The following is a 16,771-nucleotide window of genomic DNA, read 5'->3' as shown; positions in this document are numbered from 1 at the left end:
TCCCCGCCGTCCTGGTACCGGTCTACCTCGCCTCCTGGGCGGCGTACACCCTGCTCCAGCGACCCCCTTGGCCCGGGCTCGCGTCATGGTGGGCAGGCTTCTTCGAGGGCGTCCGGACCCCGTGCCCCCCATGCACTGGCGGACGGGTACGGCGCACGACCCGGCTCGGCCGGACGCCGGTGATCTGACCGTGACCCGGCCGGTGAGAAGGCGTTTCTGCTCCAGGAGCACAAGGTCGGCCCCCGCCACCACCAGCGCGCACCTGGGCCCACGCCCGTCCTCACGCTCCCGCAGGGCGCAGGACGGCAGGCCACAGCCTTTCCTCCAGCGGGGTCCTGCGGTGGCGGACCGCGGCGTCGCGGAGGCCGGCCATCGCTGTATCGCGGTACGGGCTGGTCTCCAGTTCGCGGGCGGCGTCGGCGCGTACGTCCTCCTCGCGGCGGCGGGCGGCAGCCGCGTCGAGGGCCTTCTGGAGCATCGCCTGGGGGCCGTCGGCCAGGCCTCCGATCAGCCGCAGCCAGTCCTCGCGGTCGGCGGTCGAGGCCAGCCGGGTCAGCGGCTTCTGCCACTTCCAGCCCAGGCGGGTGACGTGGTGGGGGTCGGTCAGACCCGAGCCTGCCGTCCGGCGGGCCACCTCCAGCGCCACCTCGACGGCCCGACCGGGCTCGGAGTCGCAGAGGCGCTCGGTCAGGAAACCGGCCCCCGAGTCGTGGATCGCCGCCGTGTCGGTGGAGAGCCGGACCTGTTCGGCCACGGTGTCGATCGCCGCGGTGACCGCGTCCCGGGTGGCCAGGGGTGCGAAACGGCAGCGGAGGAGCGAGCGGAGGAGGGCGAGCTCCCCGGTCGAGGCGTCCGGGACGACCGCCGCGGCCAGGGCCTCGTCCAGTTCCTCCCAGCCGGGCTCGCCGCCGACGGCCGCGAGCGGGGAGACCTCGTGGCCGTTCCAGTGCCCCAGGACCTTGCATGCCGTGGACCACTGCCCGTTGCGCACCTTCGCGGCCAGCCGGGCCTGCGCGGCGAGCGACGGCCGGTCGGCGGCGCCCAGGCGGACCACGTCGCCCCACAGGCGCAGCGCCGCCAGCTTGGCGGCCGGATCGGGACACGGACCGGTGGTCCACAGGGCGGCGCACCAGTCGGCCAGTTCCGGACCGTAGCGGTCGAACAGGGCACGGGCCGGGGCGGCGGCCGGACCGGGCTGCTCCGCCGTGCGCTTCGCGAGGGCGGCGAGCCAGGGGACGTCGGCCGTCGGCACCCGTCGGCGCAGCGCTTCCGGGACCAGCCGGTGGGCCTCGGCGGCGTGATCGGCGAAGGCCGCCTGGATCACCCCGTTCATCCTGTCGCGGTCGCGGCGGCCGTGGTAGGGCTTTCCGCCCCGGAACTCCGGCCATGCGTTGCGGCCCCGGGCTTGCTGCTCGTGCCTGAGCCCCTCAAGGGTCCGCCAGCGTTCCAGGGCGACGACCGCCCTGAAGTGGCCGGATGCCGCCAGCGGGACGAGGAGTTTGGCGGCGCCGTCGAGTGCCAGGAAGGTGTCGTCGATCCTGTGCTCCCCCCACGGGCCGCCCCCCTCCCGCCGCCAGGGCACGATGTCCGACAGCCGGGCCGGCGGCAGCATGGACAGGCCGGTGACCGCGAACCGCAGGGCCGGGGATCCCGTACGGCGGCCCCGGTTGGCGCGCGGGTCGAAGACGTCGAGCCGGGCGGCGCACCAGTCGGCGGCCGCACGCGTCCCGGGGTCGTCGGCGGGCTCGCGGAGCAGGGGCGGCAGCAGGAAGGCGGCGATGGTGTCGACGGTGTCCCGGCCCCGGCACAGCGCCACGGTCTCCTCCAGGAGCTCGGGCACTCCCTCGGCTGCCTCACGCAGCAGCGTGCCGACCTGCCCCAGCACCGCCCTCAGCCGGGAGTGGGGGACGTCGAACGGGTTCTTCCCCTCCGCCGCCAGGTCACGGATCACGTCCCCGGGCGACGTGGCGGGCGTGGAGAGCGAGGCGGCGAACCAGTGGGCGTCCAGCGCCGCCTGGGCCCGCCTCCACTCCTCCACCGGCGTACGGGCCTCCCACGTACCGCCGCTCTCCTCCATCTCACCGTCGATATCGGCCGGGAGGGCCTTGTCGGTACCGAGCCCTTGGGCGATCCGGGCCGCGACCGGGAAGAGCGCGTCCCACTCCGGCTCACCGGCTCGCCGGTGGATGACGGCCACGCAATGGAGGGCCTGGGCGCGCGAGCGATGCCGCTCGGCCAGCGCGAGCAGCTCCCGCATGCGCTCGGCCGTCCACTCGCCGCGGTGCTCGGCGAGGGCGTCGATCAGCCTCACCGCCTGGTTGCCGTGGCTGCCCGCGCTGTTGGAGTCCCGGTTGACCAGCCACGACCACAGGCAGTGTTCGCCCGCGCAGCCGGTCGGGGCGGCGTCCTGCGGGTCCGGCTCGCGCATCAGACAGCGCGCGTGGTCCGCGCACAGCTCACGCAGGAACGTCCAGACGACGCCCGCGGTCCTGCGGTCGAGCCGCCCGAACCTGCACAGCACGTCCAGTACGCGCCACCGCATGCGCGGGCTGTTCCTGAGGACGACGCCCAGGTCCTCGGCCACCCGCTCGGGGTTCATGTGCTCCCGCGTGGGCAGCAGGGCCAGCACCTCGCGCAGCATCGCCGGCGAGGCCTTCTCCCGCAGGTAGTCGTGGAACACGGCGCGGACGTCGCTGTACAGGTCGTCCGGGAGCAGCGCGCAGGCCCGGACGGCGATCACCTGGAGGTCGACGTCCTCGCTCCCGAGGAGTTCCGCGAGCAGCTTCTCCGCGTCGTCCCGTACCCGGCCGCTCGCGCGCATCCCCTGGACCAGGGCCTGTTCGGCGACCACCGCCCGCAGGAAATCGTCCGGATGCGCCGCCAGGTGCCGGCCCAGCGCCCCGTAGTACGACTGCTTCTTCTCCGCGGCCAGCCGCACCAGGCAGCGGCCCGCCGCGTACTCGAAGAGCGTCTGGTGGAAGAAGTGGACGCTGGAGCGGCGGTCGGCCGTCCCCGCGACCACGCTGCGCCGGTCGAGCTGCGTCAGCTGCTCCAGCGGATCGCCGTCGCCGGCCTCCGGGTTGGCCCCCGCCATGCGGCCGACCGCGTCCGCAACGGGCAGGGCCACCGCTCCGTCGTGCAGCATGAGGCGGGCCAGGGACTGGGCGGGCCAGGACAGGTCCGGCGACTCCGGCACCGCGTGGCCGGCGGCTCCGTGACGGCCGTCCTCGCGGACGCGTCGCTCCCAGTAACGCTCGTACAGCCCCGCCGCGTCGATTTCGGGCGCCGGCGACTGGGGCGCGTACACCTCGAAGAGCATGCGCAGCGTCAGGGGCCGGGCCACCACCTCGCGGATGGGCAGCCCGCGCACCGCGGCCTCCAGCAGGTCCGCCACCGCCTTCGCCCGGGCGGCGGGGGTGGCCGCGGGCAGGTAGTGGAGGCAGTACGTGGACAGGGCGCGCTCCAGCTCCTCGCCGCCGCGGAAGTCGCCCGTGTGGAAGACGACGTCGGACGGGGTCCTGCCCAGGAGGTCGTGGAGGGCGGCGCCGTCACGCGTACGGCAGGTCAGGGTGAGCGGTACGCCCCGCTCCTGGCAGAAGGCGACCGCCCGGCGCAGCACGCTGCGGCCGTCCGCGGCGTGCAGGAGCAGGTCCGCGGTGTCAAGCAGTGCGATACGGCCGGCTTGCGGGCTGCGTTCGAAGGAGTCCAGCAGCTGTTCGCCCTCGCCCGGGGTGAGCAGTTGCTCGGCCCTCAGCAGGACCGGCCGGAGCTCCGTGCCCGCGCGGAGCTCGTCCGAGGGAGGGCCGGTGCGCGTCCCGGCGAGCGGGGCCGCCGCCCGACGGCCGTCGAGGAGGTCGGCCAGGTACCACAGCATGCTCGACTTGCCGGTGCCCGCTTCGCCCAGCACCACCTGGACCGGCTGGCCCGGGCTGCGGGCCAGGGCCTGCTGCTGCAGGACGCGCGCCAGGCGCTCCTCGGTACCGCGGCGCACGTACACGTCCCGCAGCGATACGGGCGGGGCGTCCGCGGAGCCGTGGTCGAGGAGCAGCATGTCCTGACGGGCCCACCCGCTGATCTCGTCGACCAGCTGCCGGTGCGCGCTGCCGCCGTCGCCCGCCCGTCGGGCGGCGAACTGCCACAGCCGCCGCGCGGCCTTCTCCAGCCCGAGGCGGAGCCCGGACGGCAGCACGTACTCCGGCTCTCCGAGGCGCGCCAGCGCCTCCACGACCCGCTGCCGGTCCTGGGTGATCGGCCTTTCCAGGTAGAGGTCGGCGTGCAGCCGCTGGAACGTCGTCCAGTGGAACCTCGTGTACCGGTCGGGCGCCGTGCTCACCCCGGCCCTCCGGTCCCGCTCCATCTGGCGGGCGATCCGCGCGTGGACGTGCCGCCACAGGGGGGAGTCCGCCGGCCGCTCGCGCGTCTCGCCGGAACGGGGCAGGGGGCGTCCGGACTGCCGTCGGTCCTCGAGGTCGTAGAGCAGGCACAGGGCCCGGTGCAGGTACGCCCGTACTGCCCGCGCGACATCCTCCTCGGCCGCCATCGGCCCCTCCCCCACTGACGGATCGACAGGCCGCTCAGCGTAAGGCACACGGCCCGGCCACGTAGCCGTCCCGGCCCGCCCCGCGACGAACGAGACCTCACGGGAGTCCTGCACGCACCGCCTCTGAGCTGCAGTTACACATCCTCCGCACCGGATCTCCCGCGGGAGTTCGGGAGCCCCACCGCACCGGACGACTCTGACTGCGCACGCCGGCAACCCCGGGGTGCGGGCCCGCACCTCACCCGTCTCGAGAAACGGTGAGGTCACCACACCATGCGCGATGTCCGTTCCCTCCTCGACGCCTTCATCAGCCACGCACTGCACACCGCGGGCGCCGTCCTCTCATGGCACCCGAGCCCCGAGGTCCACTTCCTGGGCCAGGTCGTCCACGACCTGGCATCGAGCGAAGCGGTACGCCTGTGGGTACGCACGACCACCCGCGTGCACTGGACCCGCCTCACGGCCCGGCTGAGCCGCGGCGACAACCGGTAGCACCCGGCCCCCGTCCCCGGTCCCGTCCGCCGGTGGCACCGTGAGGTGCCGCTGGCGGACTACGCCGTGCCGGTGACATGACGGCCGCCGGGACCCGCCAGGTAGGCCACCGCGGCGGCGATGTCCTCGGCCCCGCCCCCGCCCCCGCGTTCCGGTCGGGGAAAGGGTCGGGGCGGTGGTCGTTCCGCCCACGAGCCCGGGGACCGCTGTGGGTCAGTGATCGCCGGGGGCTTGGCCGGGCCGGGTCCGTGGGGAAGCGTGGACACGGGCCTGCGGGCTGTGCCTGGGGCGGAACGGTGCCGTGCCGGTGGCCCGCAGACGGCACCCCTGGGGGGAGGAGGGGTGTCGCCTGCGGTCGCCGCTCGGGCGAGACGTACCACCGTCAGTAGCGCGTGTGTCCCCGTTCGCTGTCCTCAAACCCGCCGACTGGCGGCGAAGTTGGACCGTGTTGAGGCGTCGGCCGAAGGCGGCCGCCCGGTCCGGGGACATCGGGGAGCTCAGCGTCGCCACTGGCGCAGCGGAGGGAGCCCGAATCCGCCCAGGAGGTCAGTTGCCGACGGTCGGCGGGCCCGGCAGTCCGCGGCGGGCGTCGCGCAGGTGGTGGCGCAGTTCGTGCAGGGTGTGCACGGCGACCCAGCGCAGGGACCGCTCGGCGGGTTCCGGGTAGCTGTAGACGAGGGTGCGCTCCCACTGCACGACCGGCAGGCGGTGCAGGACGTTCCCGAACAGCGAGGCCGCGTCGGTCAGCTGCCTGGCGACATCGGCCGGATCCTGGAGGGCGTACCCCTCGTGTTCGACCCGTTCGTCGCGGCCCATAGGGGTGGCGACGGGGGTCTCGGCGCGCCGGGCGGCGAGTACCCGCTCGCGCTGGACGAGCAGGACGTCCCGCACGTGGCAGGCGTATTCGAGCGGCGACCAGACCCCGGACACGACGCGCCGGGCCAGTACCGCCCGCTCGCCGTGCAGCAGCAACTCGGCGAACCGTGCCGCGTACCCACCGACGAGGCCGGCCACCGAGGGCGCCAGTTCCAGGTCGTAGGCGAACCCGCATTCCGCGCAGTCGTCGGTCACGCACCCACTCTAGGGCCCATCGTCATTCCGGCCAGGGGGATTCCTTGATGACCTCGACGAAGTCGCCCCGCACGAAGCCCGGGGCGTAGTGGGCCAGTACGTCCGCCTTGACATTGCCGAAGGTCGTGGCGGGGCGATCCACGAGGCCCTCGGTGAACGCGGCGAGGATGCCGTTCTTGAAGTCCGGACGGGGGTGTGCGGCGACGACGGCGGCACGTTGCTCCCGGGTGACCGCGTGGTAGCCGATGCCCAGGACGTCCAGTTCGACCCCCCGGGTCAGCAGGGCCACCTCGGGCGACATGTGAAGCGGGATCTCAGGGGTGGTGTGCAGGGCGATGGCCGTCCATACCTTGTCGGCCGGTTCGTCTGTGATGCCATGGCTCTTCAGGAACCTGCGGGCCTCGTCCGCTCCGTCGATCTCGAAGCGCTGGTCCGTACGGCGGAATCGTTCCGTCAGCCCCAGGTCGTGGAACATGGCCGCCACGTACAACAGTTCGGGATCAAACTGCAGCCCCTGTTCCCGGCCGCGCAGCGTCCCCCACAGGAAAACCCGCCGGGAGTGGTGGAAGACCAACGGGGTCGCGGACTCGCGAACCAACTCGGTGGCCTCCCGGGCCAGGGTGCTGTCCGGAATCTCCACGCCTGCGATCGGTTCCTTCATCGGTGCCGTCTCCCTTGGATTCATTTGGTGTCTCGGCCGGTGAGTCGCTCCAATCTCGCCCGGGTTCCCACCTCGGCGCCATGTCCAAACGGCCGCACAGCCCACAGATTCGGACATGGCGTCGGTTAGGGTGACGTCATGTCGCGGGGGCGCATGAGACGGGGGGTCAGAGGTGACGCACCGGGTTGCGTTCGTGGTGTTCGACGGTGTGACGATGCTCGACGTCAGCGGACCGTCGGAGGTCCTGCACCAGGCGGGCCGGCTCGGCCACCCGTACGAGCTTGTGCTGGTCTCACCACACGGCGGACAGGTCTCCACTTCGGCCGGGCCCACGCTGGGGGACACCACGGCGGCGGCGGAGGTCGGGCGCGTCGACACGGTGGTGGTCGCCGGGGGTGACCGGCTTGCTGAACGACCCCTTGAGGAGGACCTGTCGGAAGCCGTGCGTGCGCTCGGCGCACGTGCGGCGCGGGTCGCCTCCGTGTGCACCGGTGCCTTCGTCCTCGCCGAACTGGGCCTGCTCGACGGCCGCCGCGCGACCACGCATTGGCGGCACGCCGCGGCACTCGCCCGCCGCTACCCCCACGTGCGCGTCGAGCCGGACGCCCTGCACATCCGCGACGGCCGCTATGTGACGTCCGCGGGGATCAGCGCGGGCATCGACCTGAGTCTCGCGCTGGTGGAGGACGACCACGGGGCGGAGGTGGCCCGCGACATCGCCCGGGAAATGGTCGTCTTCATGCACCGGCCGGGCGGACAGTCCCAGTTCTCCACGGCCATTGCCACCCCACCGCCGCGCAGCGATCTGCTGCGCCTGCTGACCGCGTCGGTCGTCGCCGACCCCGCCGCCGACCACAGCCTGCCGGCGATGGCGGCGTCGGCGGCGCTCAGTCCCCGGCATCTGACCCGCCTGTTCCGCGCCGAACTCGACACCACACCGGCCCGCTGGGTCGAAGGCGTCCGCCTCGACCGGGCCCGGCAACTCCTCCTGGACGGACACAGCGTCACCGCGGCCGCACGCCACAGCGGCCTGGGCACCGATGAGTCCCTGCGCCGCGCTTTCGCCCGCCACCTGGGCACCACTCCCACGCTCTACCGTCGGCGATTCGCCAGCACCCGCCCGCCGACCGGGACGCGTTGACGCCCGCCGGATGCCACAGCCCCGGCTCCGTACGGCCACCGCTGACGCAGACCTGGTACTCGGCCTGGTGCTCGCCGCCGCAGTGACGGACCGCCGCGACCCGGGCGGTCTGGCGGCATGTCCTGCCTGACTGCCGCTTGCCGCCCACTGCGGGGGAAGACGGCTGACATCTGCCGTGCCCCCCCGACATGTGGAGGAGGGCCAGTGGCTCAGCAGATCCCGCCCGTTCGGGGACGGCACGCCGCTCGGTCCTCCTTTCCCCGCCCAGGCCGTCCCGGCCCTCCAGGCTCCGTCGCACTCCTGATAGCGCAGGCCGGGGACGGGACGGGCCGGCCACCGCCCGTCCGGCTCAGTCCTCGTGGAGGTAGACCTTCGTCGAGGGGCGGCCGCACAGGGTGATGAGGACGACGGCGAGGAGGAGTGCGAAGGTGAACCCCGCCAGTTGAACGAGGGAGTCGTCGCGGTCCCAGTCCGCTCCCGCAACCATGCCGCCGATGCCCAGCCCCGCCACGATCGCGGGCATCAGGCCCAATTGGCTGAGGCGGTCCCCCGAGTGGGCCACCCCGGCGAGCACCTTGCCGCCGTTGCGCAGGAAGCCCACGCCGAGGGCGAGAACGGGCAGCCCGAACAGCCCGAAGCCGTTCCCTTCCGTGAGGAGCAGCAGCGTGTACACCGCGCCGCTCGTGATGACGAGACCCAGCGCGATGCCCATGGCGCCCGCGCCGGTGGCCGCCGCCGGCCGTGGGAGCGGCCGCTGGGGTCGCGGTCGCCTCGGCTCCGTGGAGAAGTCGCTCATGCCTCGAACTCCTTGTCGTTCCGTCAGGTCGTCTGTGTTCATGGGCGCCAGCGGGCCACGAGGGTGAGCAGGATGAGAACGGCGGCCGCCAGCAGGAGGCGTCCGTGCCGTGTACCCGGGCGGCCGCCTTCGGGTCTCGACCTGGCCACCCGGGGCCGTGCCGGGGTGCTTGAGGGTGTAGTGCTCGATCTGCCGACCGAGCCCCTCGGATTCCTCGAGCCAGGGTGTTTTGAAGCTGCACTCTCCGCACCAGTAGCGGTTGGCCACGTCGACTCCTCACCTTCCGTCCGCGGGGGCGCCGACCACGATCGTGACCCTGGTGGTGCCGGCTGGACAGGTCAGGCACCCGGCCATTCGTGACCGGCGGCCACGGGTAGGCTCACCGCCGTCGGTACGTGTGGGTCAGGAGAGATGCGGGATGACAGAGGACCTCGGCTCGTTGTTACGTGAGCTGCGCGAGGGTGCGAACCTGACGCAGGAGCAGGTGGCCGAACGGTCCGGGGTCAGTGAGCGCACCATTCGACGGCTGGAGAGCGGCAGTTCCACGAACCACCGGATGGGGACGGTGAATCTGCTCGCGGACGCCCTGAGCCTGAGCGAAGGGGACCGTCTGCGCCTGGCGGCCGCTCTCGCCGGCTCCTCCCGCTCCCCCGCCGCCCGGGCGGCGACCGGGACGGGGCCGCGCCCCGAGTCCATACCCGGGCTTCCCCGACCGGGCGGGGAACCCCGGCCGGCCACCGCGGACACCGGTCCCGGCCGGCCCGGCCACGCCCTGCCGGCGCCGGTGCCCGCCCCACCCGTCCGCCCCGCCGTCCACGACGCGCTCGCCGACGCCGCGCGGGAGCTGGCGACGGAGGTCCGGCGCCGCTGGCGCAGCGAGGAGGCGCAACGCCGCGTCCACGACCCGTTCCCCCTGCCCGTACGGTGGAAGCCCGCGGCCCCCGCTCTGACCGACCGCGCGGACAACATCCAACGCCTGGGGCCCGGTGAGACGCCGCGCGAGGTGGATCTGGACGGCGACCTCCGCAGTCTCGCCGAGGTCTACCTGAGGATCCCCTCCGGACGCCTGGTGGTCCTCGGCCGGGCCGGCTCGGGCAAGTCCATCCTCACGATCAGGCTCGCCCTGGACCTCCTGGAAACCCCGGACCCGCACCGCCGTGTGCCGGTCGTCTTCAGCATCGGCTCCTGGGACCCGTCGACCACCGCACTGCGGGACTGGCTGATCGGCCGGCTGCTGCGCGACCATCCGCATCTGGCCCGTCGCAGCTCCGGCGGGGTCCCCCTGGCCGCCGCGCTCGTCGACACCGACCTCATCCTGCCGGTCCTGGACGGCTTCGACGAGATCGCCGAAGGCCTGCGGCGCGACGCCCTGGACGCGCTCAACGCGACCTCCACTCCGCTGGTCCTCACCAGTCGGCGCGAGGAGTACGCCGAAGCGGTCCGGGCCGCGCACGCTCCGCTCGTCTGGGCGGGGTGCATCGAGCTCGTCGACCTCACTCTCGAGGACCTCGCCGACTACCTGCCCCGCACCACCCGCACCGTTGCGTCCGACGCGAGTGCCGCTGACGGCACCGGCGTGCCCGGCTCGGCGTGGGACGCGGTCCTCACCGGACTGCGCACGGGCCAGGATTCGGCACACAGGAACCTCGCCACGGTACTGACGACCCCGCTCATGATCATTCTCGCCCGCACCCTGTACAGCGAGACGCCCGGCCGTGATCCCGCCGAGCTTCTGGACGACACCCGGTTCCCCTCGGTGAAGAGCCTGGAAGAACACCTGTTGGCGGGTTTCGTGCCGGCGGTCTACCGACGCCACGCCCCCGAACGGGACACGGCCGGCGGACAGCCCCGGGCGCCGTACGCGGACCCTGCCCGGGCCGAACACTGGCTCGGCCACCTCGCCCACCACTTGGTCCGCCTCGACCGTGAGCGGCAGGACCTCGCGTGGTGGCAGCTCGGCGATTCGCTGTCACGTTCGACGCGGATCACGGCCTTCGTCCTGGCCACCGCCATGGGCATCACCCTGGCCGACTGGCTGATCGGTCTCCTGCTCACCCCGCTCCCCCTCGGCGAACTCCTCCTGCAGGGGGGCCTCATGGGACCCGCCGCAGGCCTCGGCTTCGGAGCCGTCTACGCGATGGCGGACCGGTCCGGCGGAGGAGGGGCCTTCGAACCGGGCCATGTCCGGCTGACCCTGCGCGCCGCCCACGGCGGTCTCGGGCGCAGACCCCTGCGCACCTTCGCCTCCCGGTTCGCGCAGGGCCTGACCGGTGGAGCCGTCCTGGGCATCGGGTGCGCCTGCGCCCTCACCCTCCAACGCGCGCTGGTCTCCGGGACACGGCTCACCGACCCGCAGGTCATGGAGGGAACCCTGATCAACATGGTGGTCCTCGGGCTGATCTTCGGCTCGGCCGGCGGTCTCGTCTTCGCTCTCATGGCCGCGCTCGAAGCGCCCGTGGACGTCACCACAGCGGCCAGCCCGGTCAGTCTGCTGGCCTCGAACCGCACCACGGCCGGCCGGCAGTTCCTCATCCTGGCACCGGCGTTCACCCTGGCCATCGCCTTCGGCGGGTACCTGGTCGTGCGCTTGCTCCAAGGGGTGATGGGACCACTGAACTGGGGTCTCCAGGACAGCCTGTTCATCGGCGCGGTCGGCGGGCTGGGCGGGGCGGCCTCCTACGTGCTCGCCTTCACGGCGTGGGGCCAGTGGATCGTCCTCGCACGCGTCTGGCTGCCGTTGTCCGGGCGGCTTCCCTGGGCCCCCGCCGCGTTCCTGGACGACGCCTACCGCAGGGGGGTGCTGCGCCAGACCGGAGCCGTGTACCAGTTCCGCCACGTCCGGCTGCAGCACCACCTCGGACGCACCTTCCGCGGCCGGCACCCGGACTTCGCACCGGCCACGTTCACTCCCCCTCCGGCATGCGCCCCGCGGCCACGGGAGGGCGAGGGCGGGTGACCTGGGAAGCGGCACCGGACCACGGGCTTCGGGCGGCCGGTCACCAATGGCCGGTCCCCTGACCTGTTGGCCGGACGGCAGAAGGAACCAACATCGGGACGTCCGGCTCGGGGCACCCCACGGGGCCGCGAGCCTCCTCGATGAAGGGTTACCCATGACGTCCCTGCGCCTCGCCACACTCGGCGCGGCACTCGCGATCACCGCCCTGACGGGCGCCGGCGCCGCGCACGCCGCAGCACCGGCCGTCCCGTCGGCGGTTCCCGTTCCCGTGCCCGTATCCGGGCCCGTGTCCTCGCCCTCGCCCTCGCCCTCGCCGTCACCCTCGATACCCGTCTTCAGCAACGGCTACGGTCTGACGCTGGTCCCCGGCGACACGGAGGTGCACAGCCCGACCGACTTCACCCTCACCGTCACCACCAAGCAGCTCTCCGGAAAGCACAGGATCCGCATCCTCCTGCCCACCGCGTACGGCACCGATCCCGCCAGGCGCTGGCCGGTCACCTATTTCCTGCACGGCGGCAGCGGCAACGTGAACGACGTAGAGGCCGCCCCGGCACTGCATTCGGACTCGATGATCACCGTGGTACCGGACGGCGGGCTGAAGGGCTGGTACGCCGACTGGCTGATGCAGAACACCGCCGAAGGGGCTGCGAACTGGGAAACCTTCCACCTCACCCAGGTCGTCCCGTTCATCGACGCCAACCTCCGGACCCGCGGCGACCGGGCCCACCGGGCGGTCGTGGGACTGTCCATGGGCGGATTCGGCTCCCTGCACTACGCCGAGGCCCGCCCCGACCTGTTCGGACACGTGGCCGCCCTGTTGGGTGGCATCGATTTCGGCATGTGGCAGGTCCCGGCTGCCGTCCTGGGGACCGAACTCAACGTCACGGGTGCCTGGTGCGCTAGCTCCTCCTCCGGCTCCGGCCAGTGCACCGGCTTCGGCCCGGTCGTGGACAGCGACGCCGTCTTCGGTTCCCCGTACCCGGTCTTCGATGCCGACCGCGTATGGAAGGCGGTCGACCCGGCCGCGCCGGACAACCTCGCCAAACTGGCCGGCACCGGCGTCACGCTCTACACCGGCGACAACGACCTCATCGACGTCCATACCGCGGCGGCCTCGAACACCGTCAAGGCCCGCCTGGACCAGCTGGGCATCCCCAGCCGCTACGTCAACTACGGCAACGGTGCGTCGCTGGCGCCGAGCTGCGACGGCGGCCACAACTACGGCTGCTGGGCCCCGGCCTTCGCCGACTACGTCCCGCGCCTCGAAGCCGCCTTCGCCGCGGCGCGCTGACCGCCCGGCAGACGTGGCCGTATCGCCCCCCAACCATCAAGTACCGCTGCCAGGAGAAGACGTGGAAGAGAAGGACACCTACGAGCCGCCGACCAGTGAAGCCGCGGCGCTGGCGGCCGAACGCGGCCTCGGGCCGTGGTTGCGGACGTTCCGGTGCAAGCGCAGCCGCCTGGTCACCAAGCACAACGAGTCGCGGCTCTACCTCTACACCAACGGCACGGTGGTGACGGGACCCCAGGGGTTCCGGGCCGCGTACGACTGGGAGACGGTGCGGGTGCTGCGGTACCTGAGCACCCGCAACGGTGTTCCGTGGGACGCCCGGTACACGCTGCTGGACCCGCAGGGCGCCGCCGTGAACATCGGCCCGGGAATGCGGGTGTTCCTCAAGGAGGACAAGCAGTCCCTGGGCATCACGTCGGTGGTGCAGGGTGCGCTGTTCCTGTGGCCGGACGTGTGGGGAGAGCACATGATGCAAGCCGTCACGCGGGCCCAGCTGCCCAAGGTCCTCGGAGCCGTCGAACGCGGCGAGACGGTGAACTTCGGTGCCTACAAGGTGGACCGCCACGGTCTGGCGGGCCGCAGGCACTCCGCTCCGTGGTCGGAGATCACCGAGATCTCCTCCTTCAGCGGCACGCTGATCTTCAATGGGTCCCTGAAGCGCACCACCGTGGACAGCGCCGATCTGCAGAACATCGCCAACGTGGATCTGTTCCTTCGGCTGTGCCAGCACCTCAAGGCCGCCGCCGGGTGAGCGCCGGCGTGTGTCAGCTGCCGCCGACGCGCATCCGGATGGCCGGAGCCGCCGCCTCGGCGTGGCGAGACGGCGCCGTACGGCTCGGCCGGTGTCCGCTGGTGGCGCCGCGGCGTCCCCGTACGGGCGTCCACGGCTCCCCGCCCCTCGCTCCGGGGCTCGCCGTCACGTCGCCGGTTCCGAGCGGGAAGCGCAGGCCCCCACCGGGCGGCGCCTTCTTGCTCATAGGCCACCCCCACCCGCAGCGCGGCCGGGCCCGGCACCGACTCGGTGGCCTGCGCAGCGGATGCCGCCGGCGCGGCGCCAACCAGTCGGCGATCCGATGGCCGGGACCGCCTGGTGGTCAACGTCCGGATCAGTCCGCGTGGGGCCGGTGCGGGGTCTTCTCCCAGCTGAACGGGGAGAACGCCAGCTGGTGCGCGGCCCGCCATGCGGCAGCCGACCACAGTATCGGGACGAGCGGGCTGAACAGCGCGAGCCAGGGCGCCGCCAGTCCCGCCCGCCGGGCGGCGACGAACGTGATGGCGATCCAGACCACGACGGAGACGCCCTGGGCAGCCACGGCCGGTACCACCAGCCCCGCACCGGTCGAGGACCATACCGGACCGGTGAGGGCGAGCACGGTGAGGACGCTCAGCAGGGGCTGGAGCAGGGCGGTCACCGGAGCGGCGGCGACGACGCCGAGCAGCACGAGCACCCCGGGCACGCCGAACCGGCCCAGGGTCCGGCCGGGGCGGCGGGTGTGGACCATGGTCGTGGTCAGGAAGCCCTTGAACCAGCGGGTGCGCTGCCGGACGTACGGGCCGACCGTGTCGAGGGCCTCCTCCCAGGTGATCGATTCGATGGTTTCGGTGCGGTAGCCCATCGCGGCGCAGCGCATGCCGAGGTCGGCGTCCTCGGTGACGTTCCAGGCGTCCCAGCCGCCCAGCGCGCGCAGGGTGTCGGTGCGAAAGTGGTTGCTGGTGCCGCCGAGCGGGATCGGCAGGCGCAGTCGTTCCAGCCCGGGTAGGGCGAGTCCGAACCGCAGGGCGTACTCCATGGCGAACTGCCTGGTCAGCCAGTTCCCAGTGGCGTTGCGGAACAGCAGCTGAGCCTGGACGCAGGCCGTCCGCCCGTCGCGCGCGGCGAACCGGGCTGCGGCGCAGCGCAGTTGGGCGACGTCGGGGCGGTCCTCGGCGTCGAAGATCACCAGCAGCTCGCCGCGGGCCAGCATGAGGCCGAGGTTCACCGAGCGGGGTTTGGTCTGCGGCGGGCCGGGCGGAAGCTGAACGATGCGGACGAACGGCGGCGGATCCGCCGCGAGGACGGCCCGTCGGGTGTCGGGGTCGTGCCGTTCCACCAGGATCAGCACCTCCAGCCGGTCCGGCGGGTAGTCCAGTTGGGCCAGGTGCCGGACCAGCCCGCCGATCACCTCGGCCTCTTGGTAGGCGGGCACCAGGACGGTATAGGACGGCAGTTCCTCGTCGGGGACCGGCGGGTCCGTGGGAGCCGCCCCGGGCCTGCGGTGCAGCAGGCCGGCCACCGCGATGACGGCGTTCAGGAGGCTGTAGGCCGTCACCGCTGCGGTCAGCAGTGCGAGGGCGGCCAATGGCACCAACGCCACCGCCGCTGTGATGGCGGTGACGGCGACCACCAGAGCCGCGAGCTGCCAGCGCGCGAAGCCGGTCTTGGCCGCCAGGTCCGGGTACCGACGGCCGAAGCCGTGGGCCATCACGTCGGCCACCACCGACGACCGCTCCGTCAGGAATCGGTCCTGCGCCTCGGGTCGGCGGCCCGCCAGCGCCTGGGCCACGTCCACTCCCGCCATGACCGTCTCCACCCCCGTGCCACCCCGTTCCCCGGCGCTCAAATGATCATGGACAGTGTAATGATCAGTCAGATCGCGGGGACGGTGAGGCGTCGGGGCATGCGGCGCCGACGGTAGCCGGGCAGTCGGAGGGCCGCCAGCCGCCCAGGCGCAGTCCGGGCCCGAGGGTCCATACGGCGACGAGGAGGACGACGGCGCCGGTGACCAGGGTGAGCGGGCCTCGCCACGGTTCGGCGGCCGTCCGCCCGTGCCCATGACCGCCCCCACCACCCCTGGCGATCACCCTCCTGCCGCCCGACCGGCGGGAAGTCGGGCGGGTACGGCTCTTCGAGCAACTCCCGACGGACACGGGCGTGGATGTACCGCATCGGCGTGGCGTGGCCCGCGGACGGCTGCCGAGTGACAGGCAGGCGGCCCGGTCACGGCTGGGGCACCGACGGGCCGGAGATGGCCTTCTCCCGAGTCGACGGGGAACCGAGTGCTTCGAGCACGGTCGCGGCGATGCGTTGCTGGCCGGCCGGGGTGAGGTGGATGCCGTCCTCCTCCAGGTGGCCCCGTGCGGCGGCCCGGGTGTCGACCGTGGTCTCGGCCTGGGCGAGCAGGAGTTCCGCGACGGTGTCGAGGTCCGCCCCGTCCCAGGACAGGCCCGCGCGCCGGAAGTGCGCGTACTCCGCGATGCGGCCGGGGTCGACAGCGGGCGGGGTGAGCCAGATCCAGCGGGCCCCGGTCCGGCGGACCGCCCCGTCGCGCAGGGCCAGCAGGGTGCGGTGGGTCTCGGTGGGGGCGACGAGCGGGACCCCGTCCAGTCGCTGGGCGTCGTTGGCCCCCAGCATGCACAGCACCCAGTCGGGCTGGTGGAACGCGAGCTGCGGGAGGTTCGCCAGGGCCTGGGTCGTCGTGCTGCCGGATACGGCCGTGTTGGTGCAGCGGACGCCCTCCGGGAGGAGGTGCCGCAGGATTTCGAACCAGGAGAGCCGGTCGGCGGTGGTGCTCTCCCCGACGGCCATCACGTGCTGGCCCGGCCGGAACGGCAGGCCCGCACGGAGGGCTGCCGTTCCCGGAGCGGCCGCGAGTGCGGTGGCGGCTGACCGGTTCCGTTCCTCGAACCGGTCGAGGCGCGTTCGGTAGCCGGACCGGTCGAGGCGGAACAGGGCGGCGAGCGCGGCCTCGTCGGGCGCGGGGCCGAGGTGTCGCAGGACTCTCTCGGGCTGGTGGAAGCGGAGCATCCGTTCCGCCGGGTCGGGGGCGGTGTTCTTCATGCC

At 73.0% G+C, this 16,771-nt stretch carries 12 protein-coding genes; 5 read left to right on the top strand and 7 right to left on the bottom strand.

Translation table 11 applies throughout. The features are described 5' to 3' along the window. Window positions 1–280 precede the first annotated feature (280 nt). A complete protein-coding gene (locus tag ABT403_RS26230) occupies window positions 281–4,540 on the bottom strand; it encodes a hypothetical protein (RefSeq protein WP_344161715.1) in 4,260 nt (1,419 codons plus the stop codon). Between the two features lie 273 nt (window positions 4,541–4,813). On the opposite strand from ABT403_RS26230, the gene ABT403_RS26225 reads away from it, so the two are divergent. After that, entirely contained in the window at window positions 4,814–5,032 is a 219-nt protein-coding gene (locus tag ABT403_RS26225) for a hypothetical protein (RefSeq protein ID WP_344161718.1), read from the top strand. Window positions 5,033–5,578: 546 nt separating this feature from the next. Here ABT403_RS26225 and ABT403_RS26220 read toward each other — a convergent pair. Together ABT403_RS26220 and ABT403_RS26215 are read right to left on the bottom strand one after the other, a co-directional pair. Further along, on the bottom strand, window positions 5,579–6,103 hold the full coding sequence (locus tag ABT403_RS26220) for a DinB family protein (RefSeq protein WP_344161721.1): 525 nt from the start codon (window positions 6,101–6,103) through the stop codon (window positions 5,579–5,581). Window positions 6,104–6,125: 22 nt separating this feature from the next. Continuing rightward, window positions 6,126–6,764 carry an HD domain-containing protein gene (locus ABT403_RS26215; RefSeq protein WP_344161723.1) on the bottom strand — a complete coding sequence of 213 codons (639 nt, stop codon included), beginning with the start codon at window positions 6,762–6,764 and terminating at the stop codon, window positions 6,126–6,128. 172 nt (window positions 6,765–6,936) lie between these two features. On the opposite strand from ABT403_RS26215, the gene ABT403_RS26210 reads away from it, so the two are divergent. Further along, window positions 6,937–7,905, top strand: coding sequence for a GlxA family transcriptional regulator (locus ABT403_RS26210; protein WP_344161726.1), 969 nt, complete (start codon window positions 6,937–6,939; stop codon window positions 7,903–7,905). A gap of 349 nt (window positions 7,906–8,254) precedes the next feature. Here ABT403_RS26210 and ABT403_RS26205 read toward each other — a convergent pair whose 3' ends face one another. Next, on the bottom strand, window positions 8,255–8,701 hold the full coding sequence (locus ABT403_RS26205; RefSeq protein WP_344161728.1) for a hypothetical protein: 447 nt from the start codon (window positions 8,699–8,701) through the stop codon (window positions 8,255–8,257). 418 nt (window positions 8,702–9,119) lie between these two features. Between ABT403_RS26205 and ABT403_RS26200 the strand changes: the two genes are divergently transcribed. From ABT403_RS26200 to ABT403_RS26190, 3 genes are all read left to right on the top strand, one after another. Continuing rightward, entirely contained in the window at window positions 9,120–11,657 is a 2,538-nt protein-coding gene (locus tag ABT403_RS26200; protein WP_344161730.1) for a helix-turn-helix domain-containing protein, read from the top strand. A gap of 154 nt (window positions 11,658–11,811) precedes the next feature. Continuing rightward, window positions 11,812–12,951 carry an alpha/beta hydrolase gene (locus tag ABT403_RS26195; RefSeq protein ID WP_344161732.1) on the top strand — a complete coding sequence of 380 codons (1,140 nt, stop codon included), beginning with the start codon at window positions 11,812–11,814 and terminating at the stop codon, window positions 12,949–12,951. 61 nt (window positions 12,952–13,012) lie between these two features. Then, complete coding sequence (locus ABT403_RS26190; RefSeq protein ID WP_344161735.1) at window positions 13,013–13,702, top strand: DUF6585 family protein; 690 nt, start codon at window positions 13,013–13,015, stop codon at window positions 13,700–13,702. A 13-nt stretch (window positions 13,703–13,715) separates the two neighbouring features. Here the strand turns inward: ABT403_RS26190 and ABT403_RS26185 are convergent, their stop codons facing one another. From ABT403_RS26185 to ABT403_RS26175, 3 genes are all read right to left on the bottom strand, one after another. Then, entirely contained in the window at window positions 13,716–13,928 is a 213-nt protein-coding gene (locus ABT403_RS26185; RefSeq protein WP_344161738.1) for a hypothetical protein, read from the bottom strand. Window positions 13,929–14,057: 129 nt separating this feature from the next. Further along, the gene (locus ABT403_RS26180; RefSeq protein WP_344161741.1) at window positions 14,058–15,509 is read right to left on the bottom strand and encodes a glycosyltransferase; all 1,452 of its coding nucleotides are present in this window, start codon (window positions 15,507–15,509) and stop codon (window positions 14,058–14,060) included. A 419-nt stretch (window positions 15,510–15,928) separates the two neighbouring features. Beyond that, window positions 15,929–16,768 (bottom strand): SGNH/GDSL hydrolase family protein, encoded by an 840-nt coding sequence (locus tag ABT403_RS26175; RefSeq protein WP_344161744.1) that lies wholly within the window; start codon window positions 16,766–16,768, stop codon window positions 15,929–15,931. Between the last annotated feature and the right edge of the window lie 3 nt (window positions 16,769–16,771).

Origin of the sequence: Streptomyces sp. NPDC000075 (genome assembly GCF_040301925.1) — a bacterium.
GTDB lineage: Bacteria > Actinomycetota > Actinomycetes > Streptomycetales > Streptomycetaceae > Streptomyces > Streptomyces polychromogenes.
The sequence above is the reverse complement of the archived record's forward strand: the minus strand, read 5'-3'. Positions and strand labels throughout refer to the sequence as shown.

Bases quoted from the DNA above. Each gene is read 5' to 3' on its own strand.
- ABT403_RS26230 (WP_344161715.1), bottom strand. From the start codon at position 4,540: ATGGCGGCCGAGGAGGATGTCGCGCGGGCAGTACGGGCGTACCTGCAC.
- ABT403_RS26225 (WP_344161718.1), top strand. From the start codon at position 4,814: ATGCGCGATGTCCGTTCCCTCCTCGACGCCTTCATCAGCCACGCACTG.
- ABT403_RS26215 (WP_344161723.1), bottom strand. From the start codon at position 6,764: ATGAAGGAACCGATCGCAGGCGTGGAGATTCCGGACAGCACCCTGGCC.
- ABT403_RS26205 (WP_344161728.1), bottom strand. From the start codon at position 8,701: ATGAGCGACTTCTCCACGGAGCCGAGGCGACCGCGACCCCAGCGGCCG.
- ABT403_RS26200 (WP_344161730.1), top strand. From the start codon at position 9,120: ATGACAGAGGACCTCGGCTCGTTGTTACGTGAGCTGCGCGAGGGTGCG.
- ABT403_RS26195 (WP_344161732.1), top strand. From the start codon at position 11,812: ATGACGTCCCTGCGCCTCGCCACACTCGGCGCGGCACTCGCGATCACC.
- ABT403_RS26185 (WP_344161738.1), bottom strand. From the start codon at position 13,928: ATGAGCAAGAAGGCGCCGCCCGGTGGGGGCCTGCGCTTCCCGCTCGGA.
- ABT403_RS26180 (WP_344161741.1), bottom strand. From the start codon at position 15,509: ATGGCGGGAGTGGACGTGGCCCAGGCGCTGGCGGGCCGCCGACCCGAG.
- ABT403_RS26175 (WP_344161744.1), bottom strand. From the start codon at position 16,768: ATGAAGAACACCGCCCCCGACCCGGCGGAACGGATGCTCCGCTTCCAC.